The 26,035-nt window shown below is 41.6% G+C and carries 27 protein-coding genes; 12 read left to right on the plus strand and 15 right to left on the minus strand.

Features of this window, described 5'->3' with window-relative positions:
- Positions 1 to 105: 105 nt before the first annotated feature.
- A complete protein-coding gene (locus tag H6G97_RS05595) occupies positions 106 to 738 on the minus strand; it encodes a hypothetical protein (RefSeq protein WP_190939704.1) in 633 nt (210 codons plus the stop codon).
- Between the two features lie 175 nt (positions 739 to 913).
- On the opposite strand from H6G97_RS05595, the gene H6G97_RS05600 reads away from it, so the two are divergent.
- On the plus strand, positions 914 to 1,345 hold the full coding sequence (locus H6G97_RS05600; RefSeq protein WP_190939705.1) for a biotin carboxylase: 432 nt from the start codon (positions 914 to 916) through the stop codon (positions 1,343 to 1,345).
- Positions 1,346 to 1,525: 180 nt separating this feature from the next.
- On the opposite strand, the gene H6G97_RS05605 is transcribed toward H6G97_RS05600, so the two are convergent.
- The 3 genes from H6G97_RS05605 to upp all read right to left on the minus strand — a co-directional run bounded on the left by H6G97_RS05605 (position 1,526) and on the right by upp (position 3,024).
- The gene (locus H6G97_RS05605) at positions 1,526 to 1,804 is read right to left on the minus strand and encodes a YggT family protein (RefSeq protein WP_190939706.1); all 279 of its coding nucleotides are present in this window, start codon (positions 1,802 to 1,804) and stop codon (positions 1,526 to 1,528) included.
- A 128-nt stretch (positions 1,805 to 1,932) separates the two neighbouring features.
- On the minus strand, positions 1,933 to 2,286 hold the full coding sequence (locus tag H6G97_RS05610) for a ssl2009 family thylakoid membrane protein (RefSeq protein ID WP_190939804.1): 354 nt from the start codon (positions 2,284 to 2,286) through the stop codon (positions 1,933 to 1,935).
- A gap of 87 nt (positions 2,287 to 2,373) precedes the next feature.
- Positions 2,374 to 3,024, minus strand: a complete 651-nt coding sequence (upp, locus tag H6G97_RS05615) for a uracil phosphoribosyltransferase (RefSeq protein ID WP_190939707.1) — start codon at positions 3,022 to 3,024, stop codon at positions 2,374 to 2,376.
- A 362-nt stretch (positions 3,025 to 3,386) separates the two neighbouring features.
- Here upp and crtH point away from each other — a divergent pair, with 362 nt between their 5' ends.
- Positions 3,387 to 4,877, plus strand: a complete 1,491-nt coding sequence (gene crtH / locus H6G97_RS05620; RefSeq protein WP_190939708.1) for a carotenoid isomerase — start codon at positions 3,387 to 3,389, stop codon at positions 4,875 to 4,877.
- On the opposite strand, the gene H6G97_RS05625 is transcribed toward crtH, so the two are convergent.
- The 6 genes from H6G97_RS05625 to H6G97_RS05650 form a co-directional block, all read right to left on the minus strand.
- Entirely contained in the window at positions 4,878 to 5,267 is a 390-nt protein-coding gene (locus H6G97_RS05625; protein WP_190939709.1) for a hypothetical protein, read from the minus strand.
- 390 nt (positions 5,268 to 5,657) lie between these two features.
- Complete coding sequence (locus H6G97_RS05630; protein WP_242054812.1) at positions 5,658 to 6,464, minus strand: hypothetical protein; 807 nt, start codon at positions 6,462 to 6,464, stop codon at positions 5,658 to 5,660.
- Between the two features lie 506 nt (positions 6,465 to 6,970).
- Positions 6,971 to 8,134 carry a formate-dependent phosphoribosylglycinamide formyltransferase gene (purT, locus tag H6G97_RS05635; protein ID WP_190939710.1) on the minus strand — a complete coding sequence of 388 codons (1,164 nt, stop codon included), beginning with the start codon at positions 8,132 to 8,134 and terminating at the stop codon, positions 6,971 to 6,973.
- Between the two features lie 65 nt (positions 8,135 to 8,199).
- Positions 8,200 to 8,682: a pentapeptide repeat-containing protein gene (locus tag H6G97_RS05640; RefSeq protein ID WP_190939711.1), complete on the minus strand. Its 483-nt coding sequence runs from the start codon at positions 8,680 to 8,682 to the stop codon at positions 8,200 to 8,202.
- A gap of 280 nt (positions 8,683 to 8,962) precedes the next feature.
- Positions 8,963 to 10,720, minus strand: coding sequence for an ABC transporter permease subunit (locus H6G97_RS05645; RefSeq protein WP_190939712.1), 1,758 nt, complete (start codon positions 10,718 to 10,720; stop codon positions 8,963 to 8,965).
- Between the two features lie 44 nt (positions 10,721 to 10,764).
- Positions 10,765 to 11,715 carry an ABC transporter ATP-binding protein gene (locus H6G97_RS05650; protein ID WP_190939713.1) on the minus strand — a complete coding sequence of 317 codons (951 nt, stop codon included), beginning with the start codon at positions 11,713 to 11,715 and terminating at the stop codon, positions 10,765 to 10,767.
- Positions 11,716 to 11,963: 248 nt separating this feature from the next.
- Between H6G97_RS05650 and H6G97_RS54690 the strand changes: the two genes are divergently transcribed.
- Together H6G97_RS54690 and H6G97_RS05655 are read left to right on the plus strand one after the other, a co-directional pair.
- Positions 11,964 to 12,098: a hypothetical protein gene (locus H6G97_RS54690; RefSeq protein WP_277883263.1), complete on the plus strand. Its 135-nt coding sequence runs from the start codon at positions 11,964 to 11,966 to the stop codon at positions 12,096 to 12,098.
- A gap of 12 nt (positions 12,099 to 12,110) precedes the next feature.
- Positions 12,111 to 12,554, plus strand: coding sequence for a hypothetical protein (locus H6G97_RS05655; protein WP_190939714.1), 444 nt, complete (start codon positions 12,111 to 12,113; stop codon positions 12,552 to 12,554).
- Between the two features lie 65 nt (positions 12,555 to 12,619).
- Here the strand turns inward: H6G97_RS05655 and H6G97_RS05660 are convergent, their stop codons facing one another.
- Both H6G97_RS05660 and H6G97_RS05665 read right to left on the minus strand, forming a co-directional pair.
- Positions 12,620 to 12,847 (minus strand): hypothetical protein, encoded by a 228-nt coding sequence (locus H6G97_RS05660; protein WP_190939715.1) that lies wholly within the window; start codon positions 12,845 to 12,847, stop codon positions 12,620 to 12,622.
- Positions 12,831 to 13,292, minus strand: coding sequence for a PIN domain-containing protein (locus H6G97_RS05665; protein ID WP_190939716.1), 462 nt, complete (start codon positions 13,290 to 13,292; stop codon positions 12,831 to 12,833). Before H6G97_RS05665 ends, H6G97_RS05660 begins: the two co-directional genes overlap by 17 nt.
- Before the next feature lie 60 nt (positions 13,293 to 13,352).
- On the opposite strand from H6G97_RS05665, the gene leuB reads away from it, so the two are divergent.
- From leuB to accD, 4 genes are all read left to right on the plus strand, one after another.
- A complete protein-coding gene (gene leuB / locus H6G97_RS05670; RefSeq protein WP_190939717.1) occupies positions 13,353 to 14,441 on the plus strand; it encodes a 3-isopropylmalate dehydrogenase in 1,089 nt (362 codons plus the stop codon).
- 89 nt (positions 14,442 to 14,530) lie between these two features.
- The gene (locus tag H6G97_RS05675) at positions 14,531 to 14,791 is read left to right on the plus strand and encodes a hypothetical protein (protein ID WP_190939718.1); all 261 of its coding nucleotides are present in this window, start codon (positions 14,531 to 14,533) and stop codon (positions 14,789 to 14,791) included.
- Positions 14,792 to 14,893: 102 nt separating this feature from the next.
- Positions 14,894 to 15,745 (plus strand): prepilin peptidase, encoded by an 852-nt coding sequence (locus H6G97_RS05680; RefSeq protein WP_190939719.1) that lies wholly within the window; start codon positions 14,894 to 14,896, stop codon positions 15,743 to 15,745.
- A 648-nt stretch (positions 15,746 to 16,393) separates the two neighbouring features.
- Positions 16,394 to 17,344 (plus strand): acetyl-CoA carboxylase, carboxyltransferase subunit beta, encoded by a 951-nt coding sequence (gene accD / locus H6G97_RS05685; protein ID WP_190939720.1) that lies wholly within the window; start codon positions 16,394 to 16,396, stop codon positions 17,342 to 17,344.
- Between the two features lie 66 nt (positions 17,345 to 17,410).
- Here the strand turns inward: accD and H6G97_RS05690 are convergent, their stop codons facing one another.
- Positions 17,411 to 18,832 (minus strand): MFS transporter, encoded by a 1,422-nt coding sequence (locus H6G97_RS05690; protein ID WP_190939721.1) that lies wholly within the window; start codon positions 18,830 to 18,832, stop codon positions 17,411 to 17,413.
- Between the two features lie 215 nt (positions 18,833 to 19,047).
- On the opposite strand from H6G97_RS05690, the gene H6G97_RS05695 reads away from it, so the two are divergent.
- Both H6G97_RS05695 and H6G97_RS05700 read left to right on the plus strand, forming a co-directional pair.
- Positions 19,048 to 19,329, plus strand: coding sequence for a PDC sensor domain-containing protein (locus H6G97_RS05695; protein WP_242054813.1), 282 nt, complete (start codon positions 19,048 to 19,050; stop codon positions 19,327 to 19,329).
- Between the two features lie 164 nt (positions 19,330 to 19,493).
- A complete protein-coding gene (locus H6G97_RS05700) occupies positions 19,494 to 19,736 on the plus strand; it encodes a hypothetical protein (RefSeq protein WP_242054814.1) in 243 nt (80 codons plus the stop codon).
- 101 nt (positions 19,737 to 19,837) lie between these two features.
- Here the strand turns inward: H6G97_RS05700 and H6G97_RS05705 are convergent, their stop codons facing one another.
- On the minus strand, positions 19,838 to 21,613 hold the full coding sequence (locus tag H6G97_RS05705; protein WP_190939722.1) for a serine/threonine-protein kinase: 1,776 nt from the start codon (positions 21,611 to 21,613) through the stop codon (positions 19,838 to 19,840).
- Between the two features lie 360 nt (positions 21,614 to 21,973).
- Positions 21,974 to 23,515, minus strand: coding sequence for a YcjF family protein (locus H6G97_RS05710; RefSeq protein ID WP_190939723.1), 1,542 nt, complete (start codon positions 23,513 to 23,515; stop codon positions 21,974 to 21,976).
- Between the two features lie 379 nt (positions 23,516 to 23,894).
- Here H6G97_RS05710 and H6G97_RS05715 point away from each other — a divergent pair, with 379 nt between their 5' ends.
- Positions 23,895 to 25,352: a carotenoid oxygenase family protein gene (locus tag H6G97_RS05715; RefSeq protein ID WP_190939724.1), complete on the plus strand. Its 1,458-nt coding sequence runs from the start codon at positions 23,895 to 23,897 to the stop codon at positions 25,350 to 25,352.
- Positions 25,353 to 25,522: 170 nt separating this feature from the next.
- Positions 25,523 to 26,005 carry a hypothetical protein gene (locus H6G97_RS05720; RefSeq protein WP_190939725.1) on the plus strand — a complete coding sequence of 161 codons (483 nt, stop codon included), beginning with the start codon at positions 25,523 to 25,525 and terminating at the stop codon, positions 26,003 to 26,005.
- The last annotated feature ends 30 nt before the right edge of the window (positions 26,006 to 26,035 follow it).

Below are 26,035 nucleotides of genomic sequence, written 5' to 3' on the forward strand. Positions count from 1 at the left end.
GAAGGGTTAAAAGGGAAAGGGATGGAATTTCCCTTTAAGAGACTTGTAAAAAATAAATTATCCCAAATTATTTCTAGATTTGTAGGGGAGCAAGGCCTTGCGCCCCTACTTTTGAGGCCAGCGCCAATTGTAGCGATTCCATTCGTAGATGCCTTGAATTTCATACTCAGCGCCGTTGAAGAAGCGGACGACGCAATTAGTAGAGGAATCGTTGCGTAGGCGTAGCCCGTCGTAGACATCGCTAATTTCCTCGACCTTAATCACCATACAGGGAAACCATTCGCGCTTACAAGGCCCATCCTCTTGTACCCATTCCCATAAGGCATTAGAAACTTCAATGCGATCGCCTACTCTCAGCTTTAGTGCATCTTCAAAATAAGAATATTTATCAAAATGATATGATTCAACACGATTCAGCCACTGTAAACCATAGCGTTGCCGAATAAATTGTACTGTTCCAGAGTCGTTTCCTAGTAGCCAGTCGTTGAGTAATTGCACTTTCCAAGTGCGGTTATTTTGTTCTTCATCCTTAACAAATTGTAAAAATGCTTCTAACTCCTCTGAGGTAAGTTCGTCTAAAGGGTTAGCAATATTTGACATCCCAGAGGTAGAATTTCCCTGAATTTGTTCGATCACTTGCAGTAATATCTGTTTCTGCGTGTCAGTGAGAGGACAGCTTGCTGCATCACAATCATTAAAGGCTGCGAACATAGCTACTTCAATCTCATCTGGAGTCATAAGATAATCGCAATTAAGGGTTTATTTCCCTAATTATTGCAAATGTTAAATTAAAGTCTCCAATCCCCCTGTAGGTAAATATAAACATGAAGGGGCTAGAGAAGAGGGAGTAGGGCTATGTTGTAAGCTGAGGTTATAAGTTAAATAATTATTAGATGAAGTCACGGGGTCTTTTATGCAGTTGCGCTCACTCACGGTCGTTTTTATTTCCTGTCTTATCACCTTTCTATCGTGGGCGATCGCTCCCCCAGTTATAGCCCTGACACAGATTAAACTATTTGATGTATCTTATAAAGATTGTCCACCAGAACTAGCACAAGGGGCTGTTATCAGTAGTGGAAGCGCGGCAGCCAGTTGCTTTATTGTCATTGGCAAAGCAGAAAATGGCACGAATAAAACAGTCTATGACGCAGATATTTTTGGGCGCATCTATGATGCCAATAATGACTCGGTAATGCAAAACCGCACTCGCTTAGGCTCTATTAGCGAGGTGCCACCAGGCATTAGCGATTTTGAATTGAGGATTTCTGTACCTTCTAATCAGCCTACTCCGTTGAAGCTAAAGCAATTCAAGGCTGCGGGTTTTAGCGGTCAAGTGCGTAGATAATATCATGTTCGGTAAACTACCTTTCATTTCTGAATAACCCCACCTCACTTGCTATTGGGGTTGTGAGTGGTGTTTTAGGATATGTAGGTAGCTATATAAATCAATAATTTAGACGCAACAAAAATTGTAGAAACGCCAATTGTAAAAGCGTTTCTACAAAAGCTTTTATTAGGGCAGAAATCAAAATCCCTGTACGAATGGCAGACGAGTTAGGGTTCTGAGAAACTCTCCAGCTAAGTTGAGTGCTAAGAAAGCTAAAATCGGCGAAAAATCCATGCCACCCAATGGGGGAATAATTGAACGAAATAGATTCAGATAAGGATCGGTTATCTGGGCTAAAGCGGCAAATGGCTGGTTATACCAGCTTATTGTCGGGAACCAGGTCAACAAAACCCGGATAATTAGCAAATAGCTATAAAAGGTGACAAAGGTGACTAGTGTCGTAATCAGTAAACTCATGGATAGCTTTGTTTCCTACTAAGTGTCAAACGCGGTCTTATCTTTTAATTTTAATTTAGTCCATGTCATGGTGTTTAGCGGATTACCGAATTACCACACTTGACACTTTCACCACGCCTGAATAAACTTCAGGAGTCTTTAGTGAGGGAGCGGTCATTGCTTGCTTGGGGTGAACCGCTATTAACATTTCCTAGTTGATTTCGCACTTCATCAATTGTGGCATTTAGCTGGGCAATTTTATCTTCTAGCGATCGCCGCGCCGTTTCTATGCTGTTGCTCTCACTTTCTGAGGCTTTCATCTGACGGCGCTTTGCTGCTATTTTCTTAGCTTCAGCTTGGCTATCTGTCAGTTCTATCTCGTCTTCTGCTAGCAATTGAGGATCGCGTCGAGAAGCAATCAGTGCCCCTATGACACCGCCAAATACGCCACCAACAAATGCCCCTGCTATAAAACCACTGCCAAAACCATCTCGCTGACTCATATCTTTACCGCCTTCAACAAACCTTGCAACTTTTACAGTAAGTAGTACAGTAGTTATGCTATTTGCCTGCCCTAGCTGCATACTAGCTTAAGTCCCAAAGATGCGATCGCCTGCATCTCCCAATCCCGGTACAATATATCCCTTGCTGTTCAGCTTTTCATCAATAGTAGCAGTGTAAATTATTAAACCTGGATAAGCTTCACTCAGTTTTTGCAAAGCTGGTGGAGCCGCTACTACACAAACAATCCGTGTTAGGGCTGGATCAGCACCCCGTTGTGTCAATTCTGCCATTGCCGCCATGATTGACCCTCCAGTTGCCAACATTGGATCGGTAATTAACACTCGTGTTTGGGGGTCAAATTTTTCTGGTAACTTGTTCAGATAACAATGAGGTTGCAGTGTCTCTTCGTCTCGCGCTAAACCCAGGTGGTAAATCGATGCTAAAGGCAGCAAAGTCTGCGCTCCCTCTAATAATCCTAATCCAGCCCGCAGAATTGGAACTACTGCCACAGGCACCTGCGGATCAATCACCGTTGCTGGACAAGTATCTAAAGGACTTTGCACCGCTATTTCTTGCGTTGGCAACCAGTCTCGTGCAGCTTCATAAGTCAGCCATCTTCCCAACTCAGTCATGGCACTACGAAACAATACTGAAGGTGTGCCCGCATCACGGGCAACTGCCAGCCAGTGTTTGATTAAGGGATGGGGTGGAACGTAAACGCGCAATTGTAGCGTCATAGCCAGAAATAGGCGCCTTTTTATTGTACAAGAACTGAAACACCATAATACTCTTTCCTGTATCCGGCTGACAGCTAAGAAATTAGTAGTCTCAAATTTATTGATAATTTTTTTCATTAATAGTTGACATTAATTCTCAATCAAGGCTATATTCTTATAAAGTGTTCTCCTCTCTTTTAAGGATCGGCAGACGGGATTAGCCAGCAGTAGCAGGTTCGTCCCTCTTTTTTTTTTGATTGGTCATTGGTCATTAGTTAAATTAAATATTGATTGACTCTAGACAAAGGACAAATACTTCTCTACGAGAGGCTACGCGTTAGCAGAGCTTTAGCGATACGCTCAGTACAAAGGACAAATGACAAATGACAAATGACGTAATCGTGATTGGGTCTGGGATTGGCGGATTAGTAACAGCGACCCAGTTAGCGGCGAAGGGAGCGAAAGTGTTGGTACTGGAACGTTATTTGATTCCAGGTAGTAGCGCTGGTTATTTTGAACGCCAAGGCTATCGATTCGATGTTGGTGCGTCAATGATTTTTGGACTGGGACAAAACGGTACTACTAACTTACTCACACGCGCATTATCAGCCGTAAATGTCAGCCAAGAAGCGATCGCAGATCCGGTACAAATTCACTATCATTTACCCCAAGGTTTAGACCTGAAGGTTGACCGGGTTTATGAAAAATTTTTGCAAAATCTTATTGCTCATTTTCCCCATGAAGAACAGGGGATTCGTCGCTTTTATGACGAATGTCAAAAAGTATTCAAGTGCCTCAACAGCATGGATTTGCTGTCGCTGGAAGAACCTCGGTATCTACTGCGGGTATTTTTCCAGCATCCTTTGGCGTGTCTCGGTTTAGCTAAGTATCTGCCCCAAAATGCTGGGGATGTGGCACGGCGCTACATCAAAGACCTGCAATTATTGAAATTTATCGATATGGAATGTTATTGCTGGTCGGTAGTTCCATCAGACATGACACCAATGATTAATGCTGGGATGGTCTTTTCTGACAGACATTATGGCGGAGTTAACTATCCTAAAGGCGGAGTGGGACAAATTGCCCAAAAACTGGTGGAAGGTCTAGAGAAGGCTGGAGGTAAGATTCAGTACCAAGCTAGAGTTACCAAAATTCTTACAGAACGGGGAAAAGCGGTAGGTGTGCAACTAGCTAATGGTAAAGTGTATCGGGGTAAACGCATAATTTCTAATGCTACACGCTGGGATACATTTGAACGATTATTACCAGTAGAAGAAATGCCACGTAATGAGAAAAAGTGGCAACAAAATTATCAAAAATCTCCCAGTTTCTTGAGTTTGCACATCGGGGTAAAGGAATCAGTTTTACCTGCGGGGACAGAGTGCCACCATATTTTGCTGGAAGATTGGCAAAAGATGACAGCAGCAGAAGGCACAGTTTTTGTTTCGATTCCCACATTGCTTGACCCAGATTTAGCACCAAATGGATATCACATAATTCATGCCTTCACACCTCACTGGATTGATGATTGGCAAAAACTTTCTCCGAGTGAGTACGAAGCGAAGAAAGAAGAGGCGGCTTGGCGAATTATTGACCGCCTAGAGAAAATTTTTCCCGGTTTAAATGCCGCATTGGATTATTTAGAAGTAGGGACACCGCGCACTCATCGCCGCTTTTTGGGTCGTGAAGATGGCACTTATGGGCCAATTCCCCGACGCAAGTTGCGGGGGTTATTAAGTATGCCCTTTAATCGCACAGCTATTCCAGGACTTTATTGTGTAGGAGATAGTACCTTTCCTGGTCAAGGGTTGAATGCAGTCGCTTTTTCGGGGTTTGCTTGTGCCCACCGTATTGCCGTAGATTTAGGATTATGATTACAGGAACAGCCGCCGCAAAAAACCTAGTAAACGGATAGCCAAATCTATGTTTACCTGAGTTTTACGTGCAGTGTCGATTTCCTCTAATATTTTCTGCATCTGTGCCAGATTATTTTGATTTATGCCGATGATACTAACATTTATAATTGCTGCTCTTACCTTATTGAGAGTAAGTTGGCATTCGCTAACTGCTAACTTAAACTTGTTTACTTTTTCCCAGTTCTTTTGTTTTTGCGCGTTTAAAAGTTCAAATTGAAGCTGAGACAGAATATCTTGTAATTTTTCTTCTGTATTATTGAGGTGTTGTAAATCAATTTTATTGTCAGGAACTTCTTTAAGCTGAGAAATTATTTCTGCAAAAGTATTTAGAATCTTATTGGTGGCCATAATGTATATATTTTAACAACAGTTTATTTAAGCATTTGTTCCTTCTCTTCCTTTGCGATCGTTAAAAAAATACCTTGGTAAAGAGTTAAGTCTTAACTCAAGCATATATTTACATATTCACTTAAGTTATGAACATCATCCATTCCTAGTTGCACCCTAAACATTATTGACATAAGTGAGAATTTGGTGGTTGCATCTGCCTATCTCTAAAAGATATTTCTTTCATGAATTCTTTCAGCACTTCATCTGTGTTAATTTCTCTTTCAATAATGTTAATTCTTGCAAGCGTCGAATTGTAATCATTACCAGTGAAACTTGTAAGCTAATCGTCATTCATTTTTCCAGACTGATTCACTTGTAGTAAGGGCTTCAGCCCTGGTGTTATGCAACTTAAATGCTCATTAGCTTAGCTACCCCAACAATCTGAGTAACTCTAGCAGCAATAACTTCAAAATTAAGATTAGGGTAGTCATCAATAAGTTGTGAAAGTTTTCGGCCAGTGTCAGCTGCTGCCAAAAGCTTATAAATCGATTCATTCAAACTTTGTTGTTCAGAAAAATTAACTTTTCGCCAATCATTTATCTGTTCAGCAACTTGACGTTTAATTTCTTGCGCTTCTGGTTGTGAGGATATATTTAATTTCCTATACTCTTCGCTAAGATGTTTTAGCTTGGAACTGATTATTACCCGTTTCCAATCCATTGGTCTTGGTGGTTTTTCTTGAATTCTTTTGGCTAAAAGTAGCATTTTTACTGTTAGACATCTTGCTGGCTGGGCAGTTTTAGCAACTATCCTTTTACTCTCATAATCAATTCTTTCCAGCTTGTTAAATACCTCAACTGCTGTATCATATTCTGCTTTCAAAGCGTCGAGTGTTTGATCAACATCTGAGGACTGGTTATTTATCTGGCTTTCTCCGGTGATAATTCTATTTACTTCTTTAATAATTCCGAATTCAATACTGGCATCAGTTAGTAATTGATCAACAACTAAATCGTCATCTATAGGTATATTATTCAGTTGATAAATTTTCTTTACCGATGTAATAGCATCAGCTGCTCGATCGCGAAAATTCTCAGCAGTTACTCGTAGGATTGCTCTCTTTTCAGGTGTACAACCGCTGATAGTGAAACTCATAGTACAGGCTAATATACAAAATTTCCATCTGCTGAATTTGTGAATAGGGGAAACTCTCATAAACATATTTACCTGTACCCAAACATAGTTAATACTTATTTAGCAAAATTAAATAATCCCTATGGAAATAATTAAAAAGCTAAATGCGTCCTAATTAAATCATTTTCTTCCATAAACTAGAATTTTCAAATATACTACTTACTAACCGTAGAGTATCACGCAATTCTCATATACTGGTTAAATTAAACACTTGTTGTAACAGATGCTTGTTCGTATAAGCATATAATTTACAAAACTTTTTATAATTGTGTTTTAATGGTGGGCAGTTTTTGCTTTTCAAGAATCTTACTCACACACACAAAGCGATCAACATTGTAAAATTTAGCTGGCTTCTACCTAGTTTCTTAAGCTTGCTCCTGTTTGGCTCCACTGTTAAAGCGCTGCGATCGCTATAGCGTTTCTCGCTTACGTAAGGTACACCCGTAGGGGCACGGAATGTTCCCTACACTTTGCGATATTATTTTGTACCGCATCTGAATGGGAACCGCTATAAGCCCCTAGAGTAATTAGATAATTGTGATTTTACTTGCAGCTTTATTTGCTTTTTCCCTTGCCTCTTGAACATTCACACCCTTCGCCAAAGCTACACCCATTCGCCGATATGGGTGAGCATTAGGTTTACCAAATAATCTAATATCTACATCTTTTTCTGACAAAGCATCGGCTACACCATCAAAAGCAATAGAATCAGATTTTTCGGAAGCTAAGATTACCGCACTAGCTGATGATCCTAGCTGTTCTATATGAGGAATTGGCAAACCTAAAATAGCTCTTAAATGTAATTCAAATTCATTGAGATTTTGTGAGATTAATGTCACCATTCCCGTATCGTGAGGTCTAGGAGAAAGTTCCGAAAAAATCGCTTCATCTTTGGTAATGAAAAATTCAACACCAAAAATCCCGGCTCCTCCTAAAGCATCAGTAACTTTTATGGCTATTTCTTGAGCTTTTAATATTTTATCTTCAGAAATTTCTGCGGGTTGCCACGACTCTTGATAATCGCCTCTTTCTTGACGATGACCAATAGGAGAACAGAAAATTGTCGGTGCATTCCACTGTTTAATTGTTAGTAAAGTTATTTCGATTTCAAAGTTAATAAATTCTTCGACGATGACCTTTTGACTGTCTCCTCTAGAATTAGCGATCGCATAATTCCAAGCTTTCTCAACTTCACTCTTTTCCTGCACTACAGACTGACCTTTACCAGAGGATGACATCACAGGTTTAACAACATTAGGGAACCCAATTTCATCAGAAACTTTAATCAATTCTTCTAGAGTTGTTGCATAACCATATTTAGCTGTTCTGATGCCCAATTCTTGATGTGCCAGTTCCCGAATTCTGTCACGATTCATTGTATAGTTAGTAGCAGCCGCAGTCGGTATAACTGTAATCCCTCGCTGTTCAAATTCGATCAGTTTTTCTGTTCTGATAGCTTCAATTTCTGGTATAATTATATTTGGCTTATGTTTTGTGACTACAGCTTCTAAATCATCAGCACTGAGCATAGAAATAACTTCATAAGCATCAGCAACTTGCATAGCTGGAGCATTAGCATAGCGGTCAACGGCAATCACATAATTACCAAGACGTTGAGCCGCGATCGCAAATTCTTTGCCTAGCTCTCCTGAACCAAGCAACATCAATTTTTGGGGCAACTTAATACTCATTAACTTATCCAGGTCAATCTCAATTTAATAATCTTATAATTTTGTGTGTTTTAATTATCATTTATTTAAGAATTAAATCTAGCTCCGCGTAGTTGTAAATCTTGACGTTGCAGCTGAGTTAAACCAGTACCTACGCCAAGATGACATTTATCTACTAAAGTCTCTAACCAAATAGTCTCATTCAAAGTTGCACCTCGTAAATCTGCATTTATCAAATCGGCTTTCGTAAAATTTGCAAATAATAGGTCTGCATTTACTAAACTGGTACTTTGCAGATTTGCTCCAGATAAATTTCCCCGAATGAAGTTTACCTCATCTAAAATTAAACCAGATAAATCTGCTCCAATAAGATTAGGAAACTTTACCTGATTGGGATATTCAAAAAACCGCATGATACAGATTATATTTGCTTCATTTAGTCGCATTTTGGTTAAAAAATCATAACGAGCGATGCCCATTTGCTTAAGAATTTGTAGACGCTGTGGGGGAGTTTGTTCTAAAAACTGAATAGCTGTATGGCGTAAGTCTTGAGTTGGCAAATTTAGCATTATTGTCAAATTGTAATGATACTTATGCTAATGAAAAGTTTAACCTTAATGCAAGAACCCCGACTTCTCAAACAAATCGGGGTTCTAAGAGATAATTACTTACCTAGTACAGCGCGGCGGAAATAAACAACCCATTCCAAATCAACAAAATGCCTATGTTGTATTCATTTTGACTTTTGACTTTTGACACTTCTCTGCGAGACGCTACGCGTTAAGCGTAGCTATGCCGCAGGCTTTACGACTTCGCTCAGTGTTAACTTTTGACTTCCGCCTTGCGGCACTAGCGTCTTGCTAACAGTGCCTCCGTTGCAGATTCGCCTGCTAATTTCACCTGTTTTGTTAACTGGAAGTTTAACAACGCTAGAACACTCAACTCAGCTAGAAATGCCATAAAAATCGTTGTTCCTCCAGAGTGTTGTATTGCAGCCCAAGGAAAAGTTGAAAACAGCCATACAGTAGGATACTTCCACGAGGATATGCCAAGAAATCCTAGAATCATTGGTGGTAAGAACGATACCACGCCTATAGTACCTATTGCCCAGAAAGAACGTTTGGGAGTTTTCTGCAAAAGTATTAATTGGGCAATTGTAGCATAAATCATGATTATGCTGACAGACAAAGCTACACCTAAAAGTACTTTCAACCCGCCAATATTACTATTTAGCCAATTGTCTGTATAGAAAACAGATGTAATTAAAATCCAGACTAGCAAAGGGATAATAACAATTGCCAGATTAATAGCGATCGCCACAAGTGCAGGGCTTTTTTCAGCCCAAATTAAATCCTGCCAAACACTCTTGCGGCTAGAAACTTCCTGATGTCGATATCTTGCCCAATCTTGTACATCTTGACGATGAGGGGAAAGAATAGCAATCAAACTGAAAATTAACCCCAAGTTGTATATTGCCAGAAAAATTAAATTTGGCTCAAACTGTCCGTAAAATTTGGAACTATTTTGCCAATTTTGTAAGCTAAATCCCCAGATCATCACCTGGCAAAAAGCTACTAATAAATAACTTTGTCCCTTGCTGATAATTGAAGCTTGAGGATTACGAAAGCAACGTTTTAGAGCTTGTAATATTCCATAACTGTACACTCCTAAGTTTAACAAATGGAAACTAACAAGACTAACAACATTTTTTCCTAATGGTAAAAAGAAAAACTCCAAGTTTTTCACTTGAGAGCCATTATATACACGTGTCAAGTTAGGGAAAAGATAATTGATTGTATCCCAAGGGGCGAAAAGCCTTAACCAAGCAGTTGAATTATTTAAATCGCTGCTAGAATCCGATGCAAATTGTATTGTTATGAACAAGAAAAGCAAAACTGCACCGCTACCTAACCAAGGTTGAAAACCGCTAAACCAACGGCTTACTAAACCAAATGCTAACGCGGTGCTGTAGAAGAAAATACAGCTAGCTGCAAGAATTGCGTAGTAACTCAAAATGTAACTAAAGGTAATTCCGGCAGAATTTCCAGCCCACAAGTGTAAAGGAATTGCTGCTAAGACAACGAGATAAATTAAACTCGGAACCCCTACCAACTTCCCAGTCAATATACTTGTTTCTGATTGAGGACTGAGACGGATAAAATTCAGCGTGCCGCGAGTTTCTTCTTTAACTAAATCATTGATGAGCAAATAAGTTCCTGCAACTAAGAGGGTAAATACAAAAATTACACTCAAAAAGAGGAATATATATTCCCAGTGATCTCGCCACCACAACTGCCAATCAATTTCATTTGCCGGACAAAAGTTCTTTGAGAGGAAATAATTAAAATCATCAATTTTAGTTTGATTTGATTGCTGGTAAAGCTGGTTTTGCCGCGGTTCATATAATTGGCGCAAACGACAGTATGTAGCAGTTAGCGAGTATTCATCATTAGGAAACTCGCGTAATTGATATAGAAAAACTACCATTTGTAGAAGTAGAGATGTAGCAACTGCGATCGCGACATTAAAAAATTTCAGCCGTCCTTTGAGTTCTCGGAATAGTTGCGGATTCCAATCGCCGATTTTGTCTACTAAATTGACCATCATAGGAAAAAGTTCTCCAAAAATGGGGAGTGATATTTATTGACGAATCAAGATGCTTGTTTGTGACCTAATTTTAAGAAAATAGTTTCTAAGTCTTCTTGTGTGCAGTGAAAATCAGTCAGGGGAATCCCTGCTTTAATGAGCGATCGCAACAACTCAGCACTATCTTCATCTTTGCCCGAAAAATTCACCCGGACGCTGTTTTTCCCTGATATCACCTCCCACTCTTCTACTAAATGATGATGTTTTAATTCCCTTAATAGTGCTTCTAGGTTCCCCAGAGTTGATATCACAATTTGCTGATGGGCAAGACGTTGATAAAGTTGCTGTAAAGAGGTACTTTCTACCAAAAAGCCAAGTTCCATAATTCCCACAGAAGTACAGAGTTCAGCTAAATCACTGAGAACGTGGGAAGAAATGATTACAGTCATCCCAGCTTCTTGCAAAGCCTTGATGATTTCACGAAAGTGCATCCTAGCAATAGGATCAAGCCCAGAAACAGGTTCATCTAGGAGTAGTAAAATCGGTTCGTGGATTATGGTTCGCGCTAAACTTAAGCGCTGTTTCATTCCCCTCGACAGGGTAGAAATGCGACTATTGCGTTTATTACCAAGTTGGATTAGTTCTAAAACTTCATGTAAACGTTGAGTGCGGCGTGGTTCTCGCAAACGATAGAGACGTGCAAAATAATCTAGGTAATCCCAGACTGTCAAATCCTCATATAGTGGGTAGTCATCGGGTAAGTAGCCAAGACGACGCTTAAGTTTGGAATTACTCTTGTCACGGAGTAAGCGATCGCCATTAATGTAAATCTCACCCGTAGTTGGTTCCTCAGCAGTTGCCAACATTCGGATGAGAGTTGTTTTACCTGCGCCATTGGGGCCAATCAGTCCATATACTTCCCCCGCCTGTATTTCTAAATCAACATCATTGACAGCAACGTGCCGATCAAATTGCTTAGTTAGTCCACGGGTGCAAATTGCTAATTCTTTTACCATCGCGGCTGGGGTGCGGCTTGTGATTAACAGTTAACCTAACCTTTTTCTACAACTTCTGTCAGACTTGTTTCGGAAATTGAAACTGGCTTTATCTAAAGCTGCTTTAAGCCATAGGCATTATTTACACTACTTTATCAAAGCTTTAAATAATACCAAATATTAAGTTTTGCTACGGGGAATACTAAAGCTAGAAATCTCTAGGTCTTCTTAGTTAATCAGGTAAAAGCTGTATGGATTTTGAATCGATTATGAAAATGCCTGTTATCGGGCAAACTATTGCTAGTGCTATTGAAGGTGGTAACAAGTGGGGGCAAACTTATGTGAACGATTCGCGCTGGATTGGTGATAGAGATAATATGGCAAATAATGTCATCTACCAATGAACACTTTGGTCAGTGGGCAATGGTATTAGTAATGGCCTTTTGGGAATAGCCGGGATACCAAGTGATGTTGTAATTACACTGTATTCCCAAGTAAAGCTAACATCCGCTCTTTTCACAATTTACGGCATTGACATAACAAGCGATTCTACACAACCCTTAGTCTTAGCTGCTGCTGCTGGAGTTAGTGTATCTGAACTTGCAAATAAATTGGGAACTAAGGCAGCACAACAGGCTATTCAAAAAGCTTTGATGTCTGTCCCTGGTAAAACTTTTACTGAGATAAATAAAGCTTTAGGAATTAAGTTAATTTCCAAAGCAGGCGAAAAAACTTTACTGAACGTAGCAAAGATAGTACCTTTTATAGGCTCTGCGGTCGGTGGTACGGTCAATGGGGTAATGATGAATGCTTGTGGACATTCAGTGATTGCCTTCATCAAGGTTTGGAACAGATCATAAGGTAGGATAACGTAGCGATTATCTAAATTATCAAGTCTAGGCGATCGCTACCACATAAAACTTTTCTACTTTTCGCCCTTCTCCTGCTGTTCTCGTCGCTCCTCAATGCGAGCAAAGATTTCATCAATAGTGGGATTTCCTAAGATTTGATCCCTGTCTCGTGTGTAATCTCCACTACCTATTTCAAATTGCTGCATAAATCTTGCCATTCCAGCAGGGCCAAGAGCCTTTGTTAAGGCTTCTATTCCCAGTCGCCTAATCTCAGCTTGAGTCAACTTAGTCACGTCTAGCATTTATTACCTCCGATACCCACCGCAATGGGTTTTCTACTCTTACTTGTAGCATGGCGCTGTATTTTGCTCCTAAGCGCAACATTCTGTCATCAGTTGTTAAAAAGATATCGGCATTTCCGACTTCTGCACAAGCAATATGAGATGCATCAAAGGTTTTTAATCCGAGAGCAACAACTTCTCTAGCACGGGACTTAACCTGTTCTTTAGCCATAATTTTAGTGCTTGCTAAAGCAGCCCAAGCCATCATTTGTCGTTTTCTTTCTCCGTCTGGTGTCTGTTCCAACTCATCATCTATAACTTCACTTCCCAGTAATTGCCATTCACCACTCTGACAACGAGCTAAAATCAGCCGTACCGCTTCAGCTTCTAAAAAAATCCGTTCTTGTGTCTGGTCATCGAAAGGGCGATTCAGACAACAAACATCTAAATAAATTAAAAACTCCATCGGTACATTTTGCTAGGTATGATATTTAATCTGCAAGCATTTACCCAGTAATCACCAGCTATGACCCAAAACTACCGCATTACCCTACTCCCCGGCGATGGCATTGGCCCTGAAATTATGGCAGTGGCGGTAGACGTGCTGAAAGTCGTAGGGAAGCAATTTGATCTGAAGTTTGAATTCCAAGAAGCCCTCATCGGTGGTGCAGCAATTGACGCTACAGGGGAACCTCTACCATCTGCCACTCTAGATACTTGCCGTAACAGTGATGCTGTATTACTCGCAGCCATTGGTGGTTATAAGTGGGATTCCTTGCCATCCAATTTACGCCCAGAAGCAGGTTTGTTGGGGCTACGTGCAGGTTTGGGATTATTTGCCAATTTGCGCCCAGCGAAAATTTTGCCCCAGCTAATAGATGCCTCGACTTTGAAACGTGAAATTGTGGAAGGCGTGGATATTATGGTGGTGCGTGAACTAACTGGCGGGATTTACTTCGGGAAACCCAAAGGAATTTTTGCGACAGAAACTGGTGAAAAACGCGGTGTAAATACAATGGTTTACACCGAATCGGAAATTGAACGCATTGGGCGGGTGGCGTTTGAAGCGGCAAAAAAACGCGGTGGAAAACTTTGTTCGGTGGATAAAGCCAACGTATTAGAAGTATCTCAGTTGTGGCGCGATCGCATCACCCAACTTAGTACCGAATATCCAGATATCGAACTCTCTCATTTATATGTAGATAATGCTGCTATGCAGTTAGTACGCGCTCCCAAGCAATTCGACACCATTGTTACAGGCAATTTGTTTGGTGATATTCTCTCTGATGCTGCTGCCATGCTCACAGGTAGTATTGGGATGTTACCCTCAGCTAGTTTGGGTGCTTCTGGGCCTGGTGTGTTTGAACCAGTTCATGGTTCCGCCCCAGATATTGCCGGACTTGATAAAGCTAACCCTCTGGCACAGGTTTTGAGTGCGGCGATGATGTTGCGCTACGGTTTAGACCAACCAAAAGCAGCAGATAACATCGAACAAGCCGTATTGCAAGTTTTAGAACAAGGCGATCGCACCGGGGATATAATTTCCCCTGGAAAAAACCTTTTAGGTTGCCGCGCTATGGGCGATGCACTGATTTTAGCTCTTGAAGGAAAATAATTAAAAATGCAACTTGGGCAATTTGGCAACCTTTGCTATAAGTTTCGGGTAGACTAAAGGGAAATCTAGCAATCTAATAACAGTCGATAGTGTACGCATTACGACAAGGTCAAGTAAATTTTACAGCCCCAAAGAACCAATCGCCTTTGATTGATCCCGCCCTAATCAGAGCCGCCGGGCAGATATACTATATTCACTGTGAAGTACATCCCGAAATAGCTGGGAAATCTTCTGGTGTAGCAATTAATCGTGTGACTCATCGAGGTAAGGTTATTTTTACTAACCAACCAGTTCTTTTACCTCAAGAGTGTTTTGTGCCCTTAAGTCAAATTGAATCGCACATGTATTAGTCATTGGTCATTAGTCATTAGTCATTGGTCATTAGTTCTCGACAAAGGACAAAAGATAAACGACAAATGACACAGGACAAATGACAAAGGACAAATTACTGTATGGACATTTTGTTCGCCGTTCCGGCGAGTGTAATGGTCTTTGCTTTGGGTGCATCTGTTGGCAGTTTTATCAACGTTATTGTTTATCGGCTACCTGCTAGGTTGTCAATTCTTTGGCCGCCTTCTCGTTGTCCGAAATGCTTAAACCAGCTAAAAGCTTACGACAATGTACCAGTGTTCGGCTGGATTGCCTTAAAAGGGCGGTGTCGATATTGCAAAAGCAAAATTTCTGTCCGTTATCCTGTGGTAGAAGGGGTAACGGGCATAATTTTTTTACTGGTTTTTTTGGTATTTCAAGTTTCGACTTTAACAATAGGCTATTGGGCTTTTTGTAGTTGGTTATTGGCGCTATCGCTTATCGACCTAGATACAATGACTTTACCCAATCCACTTACTCAGTCGGGTTTAGTGGTGGGGATTTTGTTTCAAATGGTAGTTGGTTTTTTACCAGAGGCTAGTTCCGTGGCATTGGTAAATCACCTGATGACGGCGATCGCCAGCGCAGTATTAGGCTTATGGCTGTTTGATGCGATCGCCCTATTAGGTTCAATTGCCTTTGGTAAAGCTGCAATGGGTGCAGGTGATGCGAAGTTAGCAGCCATGATGGGAGCTTGGTTAGGCTGGAAATATTTGCTCTTAGCTACTTTTATCGCTTGTGCGCTGGGAGCGTTAATTGGTAGTGGCGTTATTGTGCATACTCGTAGAGAAGCTGTAAGGCAAGCAGCATCACGAGAAACATTAGGACAAAAGATGCCTTTTGGCCCTTTCCTGGCTTTAGGATCTGTTGTTACCCTATTTAGTGGGGAAGCCATTTTATCTAACTATTTGCGGTTATTTTTTCCAGCATCTTGAATTACAGTGGAAAATAAGGGGCAAAGGGACAAGGAGAATAACCCATGCCCAATCCCCTTACATAAAAAATATTTATAATTCGTGACTGTAACCAACATTACCCCATCTGCCCTTCACATTTTGCTAATATTCAGCTTGTGACTTGTATTACCCTCTTAACGACGATTAACCGTTGGCAAGCGCAACTAATGCAACAGATGCTGATTGTTCAGAACCCAGCAATACAAAAATTGATTGGGGTAGGAGGGGGAAAGCATCTTATTTGGAGGTTGGTATTCTCATGGCTTTGTCAGTACGTCTATATAATTAAGTCTGCTGAAAAAAAGAGCAAGAGACTTGTATTGGTATAAGTATTTTCGTTAAGCTGGCAACCAAAGATGAAAATTAAGGTCTGAATAGCTTAAAAACTTAGTTTGACGATGTAGTCATTAATGACCTAGTACGGTCTTATCCCAAAGGGAGAGGCTAGCGCCAAGGGGTTTCCCCTATAACTAACTAGCGTTAACGAGTCTTTTTCTATCGGAGGCGCTACACGGACAAGCGTCACCCAAAGGGATCGTTAGTAAAGACAAATGATTAATGGCTAAAAACAACCCAATACGGATTGACATGTTTTCGACCTCATACCCACTTAAAATAAAATAAAAAATGGCTAACAACGAAGAATCGCGTGGTTTAAAGTCTCTATTTGATTGGTTTGCCAATCGACGGAAATCAGGATCTACCAGCCTCGAACGCCAAGAACGTGAAATTGCTGATGGGCTATGGCATAAATGCTCCAAGTGCAGTGTGTTGACATATACAAAAGACCTGAAAGCCAATCAGATGGTTTGTGCCGAATGTGGTCATCACAATCGGGTCGATAGCGATGAGCGCATCCGTCAATTGATAGATAACAATACTTGGAAACCGCTAGACGAGCATTTGCGTCCAAGCGATCCCCTAGAATTTCGCGATCGCAAACTCTACAGCGATCGCTTGCGGGAAATGCAAGAGACAATTGGCTTAATAGACGCGGTTAAAACTGGTTTAGGCCAAATCAATGGTTTGCCCATTGCCCTTGGGGTTATGGACTTCCGTTTTATGGGTGGTAGCATGGGTTCGGTCGTGGGGGAAAAACTCACCCGCATGATTGAGCAAGCCACTCAACGGCGATATCCTGTAGTTATCGTCTGTACCTCTGGTGGCGCTAGGATGCAAGAAGGAATGCTTTCTTTGATGCAAATGGCGAAAATCTCCGCAGCCCTACAGCGCCATAAAGACGCGCGACTATTATATATTCCCGTTTTGACCAATCCCACAACGGGCGGCGTTACCGCTAGTTTTGCAATGTTGGGCGATATCATCTTAGCAGAACCCAAGGCAACCATTGGTTTTGCAGGTCGGCGAGTGATTGAGCAAACCCTACGGGAAAAACTACCCGAAAATTTTCAAACTGCTGAAGATTTGCTCCAGCACGGTTTTGTTGATGATATCATACCTCGTACTCAATTAAAGAATACCCTAGCCCAGCTGATTGCCCTACACCAGCCTGTACTAACAACACCTCACATGGTCTTGTGGGAAACAATGTCTTTAACTTCTACCGCCGCAGAATAAAGCAGAGGGAGCAGGGGGAGCAGGGGAAGACAAGGGAGAATAATACCGTTATCCTCCTTATCTCTCTCATCCTCTGCTCGGCTCTTGAAGAAACATGAGTGGAACAATGGCTGCTAGTCGCAATAGACCAGATAGAGCAAATAAGCCTAGCAAGCCTCCGAATTGAGAAAATTGCACGATGAAGCTGCCTATAATTGTGCCTAAAGCACCACTCCCTCCAGCAACGGCAGCTGCGATCGCAAAATAGATAGACTGATTTTTAATTGGTGCAATGCTTAATTGTATATTGTTGCTGCACAAATCAATCGCCGCCCAAGTACCTCCGAGCAAGATGTGTAACAGTGGCAACCATAACCAGATGCCAAGGCGATTAACACTAATCCCCAGCCACAGGAGTGGTGTGACTGCAACCAAAATCCCAATACAGATGAGGATGGGACGATTGCCTATCTTATCTGCTAATTTTCCCCACAGAATAAGCATCAGCAAATTTGCCCCCGCCTGAAGGCTGTTGTAGATAGTCACATAGCTCACATCCAAATCCAGAGTGTCCAGCATATAGAGGTTAAAAAAAGGAGCGCTGAGGTTAACAGCAAGCGCCCAAAAACTGAAATACAGCAGAAATATTAAAAAGTTAGAGTTTTTCCAAATGCTGTTAGTTACCTGGTCTTGTGGCGGATGAATTGATTGAACTACTTCAGAAGCTTTATCTTTTGCAACCTCTGATTGAATCTCGCTTGTTGCAGATGACTTGCCATAATAAGTATTTTGCAATTGCGGATTCATATCCACCTGGAAATACTGACACCCCAATCCCACAATCCCAAATACAATGCCTACCAGTAAAACTACCCCATAACCTTGTAGAGATCCCCCATACCAATGTGATACAACTAGACCGGCCATTGGTACGCAAACCAAATTAGTTAGACTAGCGGCACTATTGCGTGTTCCAAAATACCTGCCTCGTAATCGCCGGGGAACGATCATTGCTACCCAACTTAGCCACGATGCGCTTCCTAGTCCTCCCAAAAGATTGCTGAATAAAACAATCAAGAGTGTCAATATCACTAACTGATGAGTATTAATTACTCCCCAACTAACGCTGGCAATACCAATTACTAAAATCAGCCAAAGCAGCCGACCAATTCCGTGTGTCCGAAGCGAATATTGAAAGCGGCTGGTGCAGCGTTCAGACAAGTAAGCACCTAACGGCTGAATAAGATTGACCAACATGGGGATAGACGATAGCATCCCAAATACCACTGGACTAGCGCCCAATTCCACCAAGAAATTGCAGAGTAAAATTCCGCCAGTTCCAAGGGAATAAACTGCTGCTAAGACAGAATCCGCAGTGGAAGCTTTTAAACTAGTGCGAATAGTATCCTTGGGAATTCGAGAGTTTGGAGAGATTGGTGGTGGAGGTGAGGCAATCTGGGGAAATTCCAGAATCAGTGGCGCAGTTGTTTCAATCTGAACAGAATCCATAATCTATGTTTATGGGTGAAGTATCTGGGGATAAATTTGATTCCAAAGTAACTCAGTATGCTTTAATTAGCATTGCTGATAATTTTTCGTTATTTTAGCTTGCAATTTTCAACAAAAATTTTAATAAGTAAAATAATACTGTTTAACGATAGGAGGTAGAAGTAACAAGAGAGACTGTTATCTGCCTGCGATCGATAAAAGATTATTTAATTTTTTTGGGATTGGTGATAGCGATCGCTATTAGTAACAGGTGTTATCTATGCTACACCGTGGCGGGTAGGTCAGTATCTAACTGCGGTAGTTCACCGATAGGGACTTTCCACGGCAATGTGAGAGTCGATTGCATTGCAAAGGTTGTGAACTCTCTGCACTACGGCACGAATAGCTACGCTTTTGCCCTCAATTCCCAAGGAAAAGTAATCGTGCATCCTAACTCGGCGTTAATGTCAACCGTAGAAAAACCTGCACCCAGCCTGTTGTTGGCGATCGCAATTTAAATGCGATCGCCCAGAGGATGGGAAATATCCAGGTTAAGAGTCAGATCGGTCAAGGGAGTAGCTTCCAGTTTGAGTTGGAGATTCCCGAAGCGATTGACTAGGTACAATCTGCGATCGCAGCATTAGAGAAACAAATCATTGGCTTTCAGGGTAGCCCCTACACCATGCTAATAGTTGACGATCGCTGGGAGAATCGCACAGTAATTATTCAATCTATGCAAGCTGGTACAGATTGCGTTACAGAAATTGTGTCATATTTAAACAACTTTTCACGACATAGAGAAACTGATAAAAAACTAGCTAACTTGCATCAAGGGTTAGAAAGTACATTACTCATTCTTGGACATCGGTTTAAATATAATGCTCATTCCCCAGCTATTGAATTAGGCTATTTAAACCCCAACTAATAAATAGATTACACTTATAGAGGCACAATATGATACTGTGCCCCTACTTACATTTCAAAACTATTATATGTAACAAGTCCTTCATCTAAAAATTGCTGTAACTATCGAATATTAACCTCTTGTAGGGAATTTACTCCCTGAAGATATTCAATTTTAGTAGCTGAGTTTTTAGGGACGAATGAATTTGTTCTTTTTGCAGAAGCTACCTTTTGATTGTCAGACAGTAAGCGTTGTTTTTGAGTATACTCATTCAATTTGACTTGAGCTTGAGCATAAACTAAAGTATCGCTGGGAATGTTTCGCAGAAATTTTACAGCTCGATTAAAATCGCCAATAGATGCTTTCTTATAGGCTTTCTGTAAAAAATAAGCTGCTCTGATCTGCCGCTTTCGATTGTACTCAGCTAACTTATCTTGAACTAAAGCACCAGCATGACTTTCTTTAGGGATTTGACGCAGATATTTTAATGCAGTAGAAAAATCTCTGATGTCGGCACTTTCGTAAGCTTTTGCTAATAAATATTGCGTTTGTGCTTCAATGTTAACGGATGCTTGCTGAACTAGTTTATTTGTTTTAGATTGCCAATATGAAATCTTTGGAACTTTAGTGGCAGCATCAAGAACATATGACCATTTGCTATTAGCAAAAGCTGTTTCAGCTATTTGGTATTGCTGTGCAGCTACTTGCCATTGCTCTTGCCATTCTTCAATTTTGGCTTGCGCTTCTGGATAAACATTACTGTGGGAAGGAATTGATTTAACGATTGCGATCGCTTCTTCTAAATCCCCTGCTTGATATTCTTTTGTTGCTTTATATAAAGTATCTGTTTCTGAGTATGCAGGTGCAGTATTAACTAAAGAATATACACCAAAGCCCATCACTAAAGAATTAGCTGCTAGTCCTACTTTCATTCCTGTTAATAACGAAGATGAATTTCCAGATGTAGGATTTTTCGCTACTTCTAAGGGAAATTGAAAATCTGCTTCTAATATTTGTGATGGCTGAGTTTCCCATACCATTTGTTTGAGTACTCGCAGTACTTCACCCACAGACTGAAAGCGGTCTTGGTAATTGTAGCGGATCATTTGGCTGAGAACAGCAGCTAGATAATCATTAACTGGCGTGTTTTCAAAACGCCAAAAAATTTCTTTAGTATGAGGATCAGTTTTTAATTGTAGTGGTTCTAACCCAGTTAAAGCCTGGATAGCAATCATACCCAAAGCATAAATATCACTGTTGGGCTGTGTTTGACCAATAAATTGTTCTGGTGGTATGTAACCCAATGAAGTGACGGGGATTCGATAAATGGGCAATTCCGCACATATCCCAAAATCGATAGACTGAATTGAGCCAAAATCAATCAAAACTAACTTGTGTAGGGCTTCAGCGTTGCCGTAGGCATCGCTAGTACGTCTAATCAAGTTTTCCGGTTTAATATCGCAATGGATCACACCTTGAGAGTGAACAAATTCTAAAATACCTAAGACATCTATCAGAAATTCTACAACTTCCCTTTCACTCCATAGACAGCCCCATTGTTGATCAATAGGCAATTCCGCAGTTAGCGCATGTCCTTCAATACACTCTTGCACTAAGTAAAATCGCTCGTTTTCTTCAAAGCAGGCGATGAACTCAGGAATTTGCTGATGGCTTCCCAAAAGCTTAAGGGTTTGGGTTTCAGTCTGAAACAGTAACCTCAATATATCCAAGTCGCTGCATTCGGAACTGCTAACTTTAATCTGTTTAACAACGCATTTGGGATTCTTTGGATAATCTACGTCTACAGCAATGTATGTTTGACCAAATAGCCCTGCACTGAGGCTTTGGACAATTTTGTAACGCCCTTGTAGTAATTTACCGATTATGTGGTTGGTCATGACCTGGTTACTCAGTAAGTCCTTTTATTTAGTTTTTCTGACATTCCCTCCTGTTTCCGGAATGCTTGAAAAATAGATTTACTGAACTTAACTACTTGAATGTAAACTCGATTTATTTCAGTAATTTTACTTAAAAAAGTAGTATTTTAATTTATCAAACAGAATTCAGGAGTCAGGAGTCAGAATTCAGCAATGTTTTCTGTACGACTGGCGGATGAATAATCGGCGTTGTTGCACCACCAAATTTTCAATTTGGTGGTGCAAAAATTCAGTCGCGGGTCTGAATCCCCGACTGATAGCGCAGCGTTAGCGACGCAGGAGCGTCTTGATTCTGACTTCTGAATTCTTCTTCAACAAAATTTATTCTTGTTCCTCGATCGCTTCAGATTTATCTTGTAACGGCTTGACTACTCGGGCGATCGCTTCTTGAATAAAAGCTTTAATAAACTCATCTCTGCGGTTAATTTGAAACTGTCGCTGTACAACTTCCGTCATTCCACCATCACCCCAATCTTGATCGTGACGAAAATATTCAATAAAACTCTTACCAGCAATTCGCGTTAAATAAGCTGCTGTTACGCCTTGAATCGCCTTACCAACAATAAAGGTGGCAACATTAAGCTGCAAAGCTGTAGATAATAATTGAATTGCTCCCTTAACAATGCCCAAACTAGCGATAGTTTTCGCTAAAGAAAGGGCTAACTCTCTTCCCCGTTCCATATTCAATTCACAGCCGTAGACTCTGCCAATTTCCACAACCATTTGAGCGTTGACGGCGGCTGTTGCCAATAAATCTACAACTGGTATAGGCGTAACTGACACCACACCAGCACCAATCCACTGAAACCGTTCTACAATTTTGTCAGCTTGACGGCGACGCTGCCCATCGATGAGTTTTCGTGCTTCGTCTCCCAATCGCAGAGATTGCAAAAGAATATTATCTGCCACCAAATCTTCACCTTCGGCGCGTAAAACAGCAGCTGTGCGCCGCAGCAAGGGAACAATATCTGGTTCTGGCTGGAAGGTTTCGCCAGTTTCTAATTGTGCAGGTTGAGGATTAGCAGCGATCGCTACTACATCATTAGTAGCAATAAATCCCCGTACTCGTTGGCGTAATCTAGCGAGGATGGATTCTTTATCTTCATCTGTATATAAATCAGTCTTGTTAAGCACCAAAAGCGATCGCTTACCAATTTCTGCCAACCCCCGTAGCGGCTCATATTCTGAACGCCGTAAATCATTATCTACCACAAACAACAGTAAATCTGCTTCCGTCGCCAGTTCTCGCGCCATTTGTTCTCGTTCCGTTCCCGCCACCCCTGCTTCTAAAATCCCCGGCGTATCTGTAATTAAAATCTTGCGTTCTAATCCCTTCAACCGCAGACAATAAGTTTCCCCAACCTGGGTTGTACCCATTGGTGCATCCACTTGACCGACCATGCGTCCCATAATCGCATTTACCAGGGAAGTTTTACCAGCACTCCCCGTACCAAATACCACTACTTGAATTTCACCCCGTGCTAAGTTTGCTTCAATCTCCCGCGATCGACTTAATAAAGCTTGGCGTGCTACTTCATCTTGAATTTGCCCTACCTGTTGTCGCACAGCCTGGAGAGTTGTAGAAGCAGCGTCAGATTTAGCAGCCGGAATTTGTGCCGCAGTCACTCGCTTCGGGTTGCGGCGCGATCGCTTTTCCCCAGATTGAATCACCAATACATAATAGACAAAAGCTGCAACCAAGGCTGCAATGAGGAAAATCAGCAATAACAGCAACAAATTGCCTAGCAACGGCGAATAGGATAATTGCCAATAGAGGCGTGATAGGGAATCAATCAGCCATAGGGCTAGCCCCAAAATGACGATCAGACCAACAATCAGCGTTACTATGCGTGACAGAGGCATGGCTGGGAAAGATTAGTAAGTATTTAGTAGGCAGATGCTTCTAATCTTAATAGTTTCGGCATTTTTTACCAGAGTAGAAAGGAGGAATAGGGGGCAGGGGGCGGGGCAATACGGTTCGGATAAGCAGGGGAGGCAGGGGAGGCAGGGGGTGCAGGGGGTGCAGGGGAGGCAGGGGAGGAAAGAGAGTTATTTATTTTTCTCTCCCCCTGCTCAAGAACTGCTCGCCTCAACAGATAACTTTGTTAACCCAACCGCGCGAACGCAGAGCGTCCCGCAGGGTACGTAGGGGCGCAAACCTACGCGCCCCTTCATTTTTTGCGTCTTTAAAAAATTGCCAAAATGTAAGAATGCAATTACCAATATTTCAAGGAATTCTAATATGCAGACTATTACCGAAAAGTCAACAAATAAGTCTTGGGCGAGTGGGATCGCAGAACCAGCAAAAGAATTTCCCCTTACCCAACTGTCAATTATTTCTGGCAAAGTTCCAGATGGCTTGCGTGGCACACTTTACCGCAATGGCCCCGCACGGCTCGAACGTGGTGGCGATGTCTGCGACGGGCTACGCCAACGCGTGGGACACTGGTTTGATGGAGATGGGGCAATTCTTGGTGTCCATTTCACAGATGCAGGAGTTACCGGAGTTTATCGCTATGTGCAAACAGCAGAATATCAAGCTGAAACTCAAGCGGATAAGTTTCTTTATGGTGCCTATGGGACGCATCCGGCAGGGCCAATCTGGAAGCGCTGGGGTCAACAGATCAAGAATGCAGCGAATACCTCTGTCTTGGCTTTACCTGATAAACTGTTGGCTTTATGGGAAGCAACTAATCCTTATGCCCTTGATTTGCAAACTTTAGAAACGAAGGGATTGGATGATTTAGGTGCTTTGGATAACGGATTACCTTATTCTGCTCATTACAAGCGTGATTCAAAAACAGGCGAGATTTTTAACTTTGGAATCAGTATCGGAAGTTCTGTAAAGTTGAATCTCTACAAAAGCGATGCCACAGGCAAAATTATCCAAAAAACTGCTTTTAAGCTAAATCGCTATTCTATAATGCATGATTTTGTTTTAACTCAAAGATATTTGGTGTTTTTCATGCCACCGATACGGATGAAAACACTGTCAGTTCTGCTTGGTGTAACTACTTTTAGTGAATCTCTGTTGTGGGAACCTCAGCTAGGAACCCAGGTGTTAATCTTTGACCGGGAAAACTTATCTTTAGTTAGTCGTGGTGAAACCGATCCTTGGTTTAATTGGCATTTTGGTAATGGCTATGAAGATGAAGAAGGTTCTGTGATTCTGGATGTGGTGCGATATGCAGATTTTCACCAAACTAATGAGTATCTGAGAGAATTTGCAAGTGGTGAGACGCACACAGTTTCTAGAGGAACATTGTGGCAAGTGCGCCTCAATCCTCAAACTGGTAAAGTCACAGCAATGCAGGAATTTGTCAACCGCAAGTGTGAATTTCCCGTAGTGCAGCGATCGCAAGTTGGGCAACCTTGGCGCTATACTTACATCTCATTAATGCCGCAAAGAGGGGATCTAGACAAAGAACCATTTGGTGCGATCGCTCGCTTCGACTACAAAACCGAAACCCTCACCGAAGCAGACTTAGGAGAAAACCGCTATGGTTCAGAACCCATTCACGCGCAAGATGTCCACAACTCTCAGCAAGGCTGGGTGTTAACCGTTGTATACGATGGTAATTCTCATACTAGCGAACTTTGGGTATTTGATAGCGATCGCCTGGATGCAGAACCCGTTTGCAAATTAGGATTACCTAGCGTCATTCCCCACAGCTTTCACGGCACTTGGAACCCAGCATAACAATTCGATTGGGAATTGGGGACTGGGGACTGCCTAAAAGGAAAGGTAAGAGAGGAATTTTCCCCCTGCTCCCCCTGCTCCCCCTGCCTCCCCTGCTCTCTCATCTCCCTTATGCTAAGTGTAAAAACGTAGTATCCTACATATTGGTATTCAAAAATAAGCCCAGAATTATGAGCAGAAACCCCATAGCATTACTACTTAGCGGAGTAATTGTCAGCTTCGGACTGTCATCATTGCTAGCTCAAGCACAACAACAGGTTTCTGATGCTCAAGTCGCGGCAATGGTAGAGGCGCTACGACTAGCTGCACCGCAGACCGGCATCGCAAATGATGGACTTTATAGTGAATGGCAAGTTAAACCAGAAACCTTAAAAGGCTGGTCGAAACATTGTCTCAAAAAAGAACTAACACCAACGCAGTTTGAAAATAGTCCTGCAACTGCACGCCAAGTTGTATCGTGCATCACGCGCCGTGAGTTAAACAAGCAATTTCTCGCCACCAGTAATAATGAAACCGCCGCTGTGCGTGGTGTTGGTTGTTGGTGGATGACTGGCAGCTATACAGGCTGCGACAGCGGATTTACTGCTACATATCTTCAAAAAGTTGTCGGTTTTTACCAGCAGCAGCGTTCAAAACCAGCAACTACTCCATAGATATCACCAAATTAATCGCTGCAATGTGGC

Source organism: Nostoc flagelliforme FACHB-838, from assembly GCF_014698065.1.
Classification (GTDB): Bacteria; Cyanobacteriota; Cyanobacteriia; order Cyanobacteriales; family Nostocaceae; genus Nostoc; species Nostoc flagelliforme_B.

Bases quoted from the DNA above. Each gene is read 5' to 3' on its own strand.
- H6G97_RS05595 (WP_190939704.1), bottom strand. From the start codon at position 738: ATGACTCCAGATGAGATTGAAGTAGCTATGTTCGCAGCCTTTAATGAT.
- H6G97_RS05600 (WP_190939705.1), top strand. From the start codon at position 914: ATGCAGTTGCGCTCACTCACGGTCGTTTTTATTTCCTGTCTTATCACC.
- H6G97_RS05605 (WP_190939706.1), bottom strand. From the start codon at position 1,804: ATGAGTTTACTGATTACGACACTAGTCACCTTTGTCACCTTTTATAGC.
- H6G97_RS05610 (WP_190939804.1), bottom strand. From the start codon at position 2,286: ATGAGTCAGCGAGATGGTTTTGGCAGTGGTTTTATAGCAGGGGCATTT.
- upp (WP_190939707.1), bottom strand. From the start codon at position 3,024: ATGACGCTACAATTGCGCGTTTACGTTCCACCCCATCCCTTAATCAAA.
- crtH (WP_190939708.1), top strand. From the start codon at position 3,387: ATGACAAATGACGTAATCGTGATTGGGTCTGGGATTGGCGGATTAGTA.
- H6G97_RS05625 (WP_190939709.1), bottom strand. From the start codon at position 5,267: ATGGCCACCAATAAGATTCTAAATACTTTTGCAGAAATAATTTCTCAG.
- H6G97_RS05630 (WP_242054812.1), bottom strand. From the start codon at position 6,464: ATGAGAGTTTCCCCTATTCACAAATTCAGCAGATGGAAATTTTGTATA.
- purT (WP_190939710.1), bottom strand. From the start codon at position 8,134: ATGAGTATTAAGTTGCCCCAAAAATTGATGTTGCTTGGTTCAGGAGAG.
- H6G97_RS05640 (WP_190939711.1), bottom strand. From the start codon at position 8,682: ATGCTAAATTTGCCAACTCAAGACTTACGCCATACAGCTATTCAGTTT.
- H6G97_RS05645 (WP_190939712.1), bottom strand. From the start codon at position 10,720: ATGATGGTCAATTTAGTAGACAAAATCGGCGATTGGAATCCGCAACTA.
- H6G97_RS05650 (WP_190939713.1), bottom strand. From the start codon at position 11,715: ATGGTAAAAGAATTAGCAATTTGCACCCGTGGACTAACTAAGCAATTT.
- H6G97_RS54690 (WP_277883263.1), top strand. From the start codon at position 11,964: ATGAAAATGCCTGTTATCGGGCAAACTATTGCTAGTGCTATTGAAGGT.
- H6G97_RS05660 (WP_190939715.1), bottom strand. From the start codon at position 12,847: ATGCTAGACGTGACTAAGTTGACTCAAGCTGAGATTAGGCGACTGGGA.
- H6G97_RS05665 (WP_190939716.1), bottom strand. From the start codon at position 13,292: ATGGAGTTTTTAATTTATTTAGATGTTTGTTGTCTGAATCGCCCTTTC.
- leuB (WP_190939717.1), top strand. From the start codon at position 13,353: ATGACCCAAAACTACCGCATTACCCTACTCCCCGGCGATGGCATTGGC.
- H6G97_RS05680 (WP_190939719.1), top strand. From the start codon at position 14,894: ATGGACATTTTGTTCGCCGTTCCGGCGAGTGTAATGGTCTTTGCTTTG.
- accD (WP_190939720.1), top strand. From the start codon at position 16,394: ATGGCTAACAACGAAGAATCGCGTGGTTTAAAGTCTCTATTTGATTGG.
- H6G97_RS05690 (WP_190939721.1), bottom strand. From the start codon at position 18,832: ATGGATTCTGTTCAGATTGAAACAACTGCGCCACTGATTCTGGAATTT.
- H6G97_RS05700 (WP_242054814.1), top strand. From the start codon at position 19,494: ATGCTAATAGTTGACGATCGCTGGGAGAATCGCACAGTAATTATTCAA.
- H6G97_RS05705 (WP_190939722.1), bottom strand. From the start codon at position 21,613: ATGACCAACCACATAATCGGTAAATTACTACAAGGGCGTTACAAAATT.
- H6G97_RS05710 (WP_190939723.1), bottom strand. From the start codon at position 23,515: ATGCCTCTGTCACGCATAGTAACGCTGATTGTTGGTCTGATCGTCATT.
- H6G97_RS05715 (WP_190939724.1), top strand. From the start codon at position 23,895: ATGCAGACTATTACCGAAAAGTCAACAAATAAGTCTTGGGCGAGTGGG.
- H6G97_RS05720 (WP_190939725.1), top strand. From the start codon at position 25,523: ATGAGCAGAAACCCCATAGCATTACTACTTAGCGGAGTAATTGTCAGC.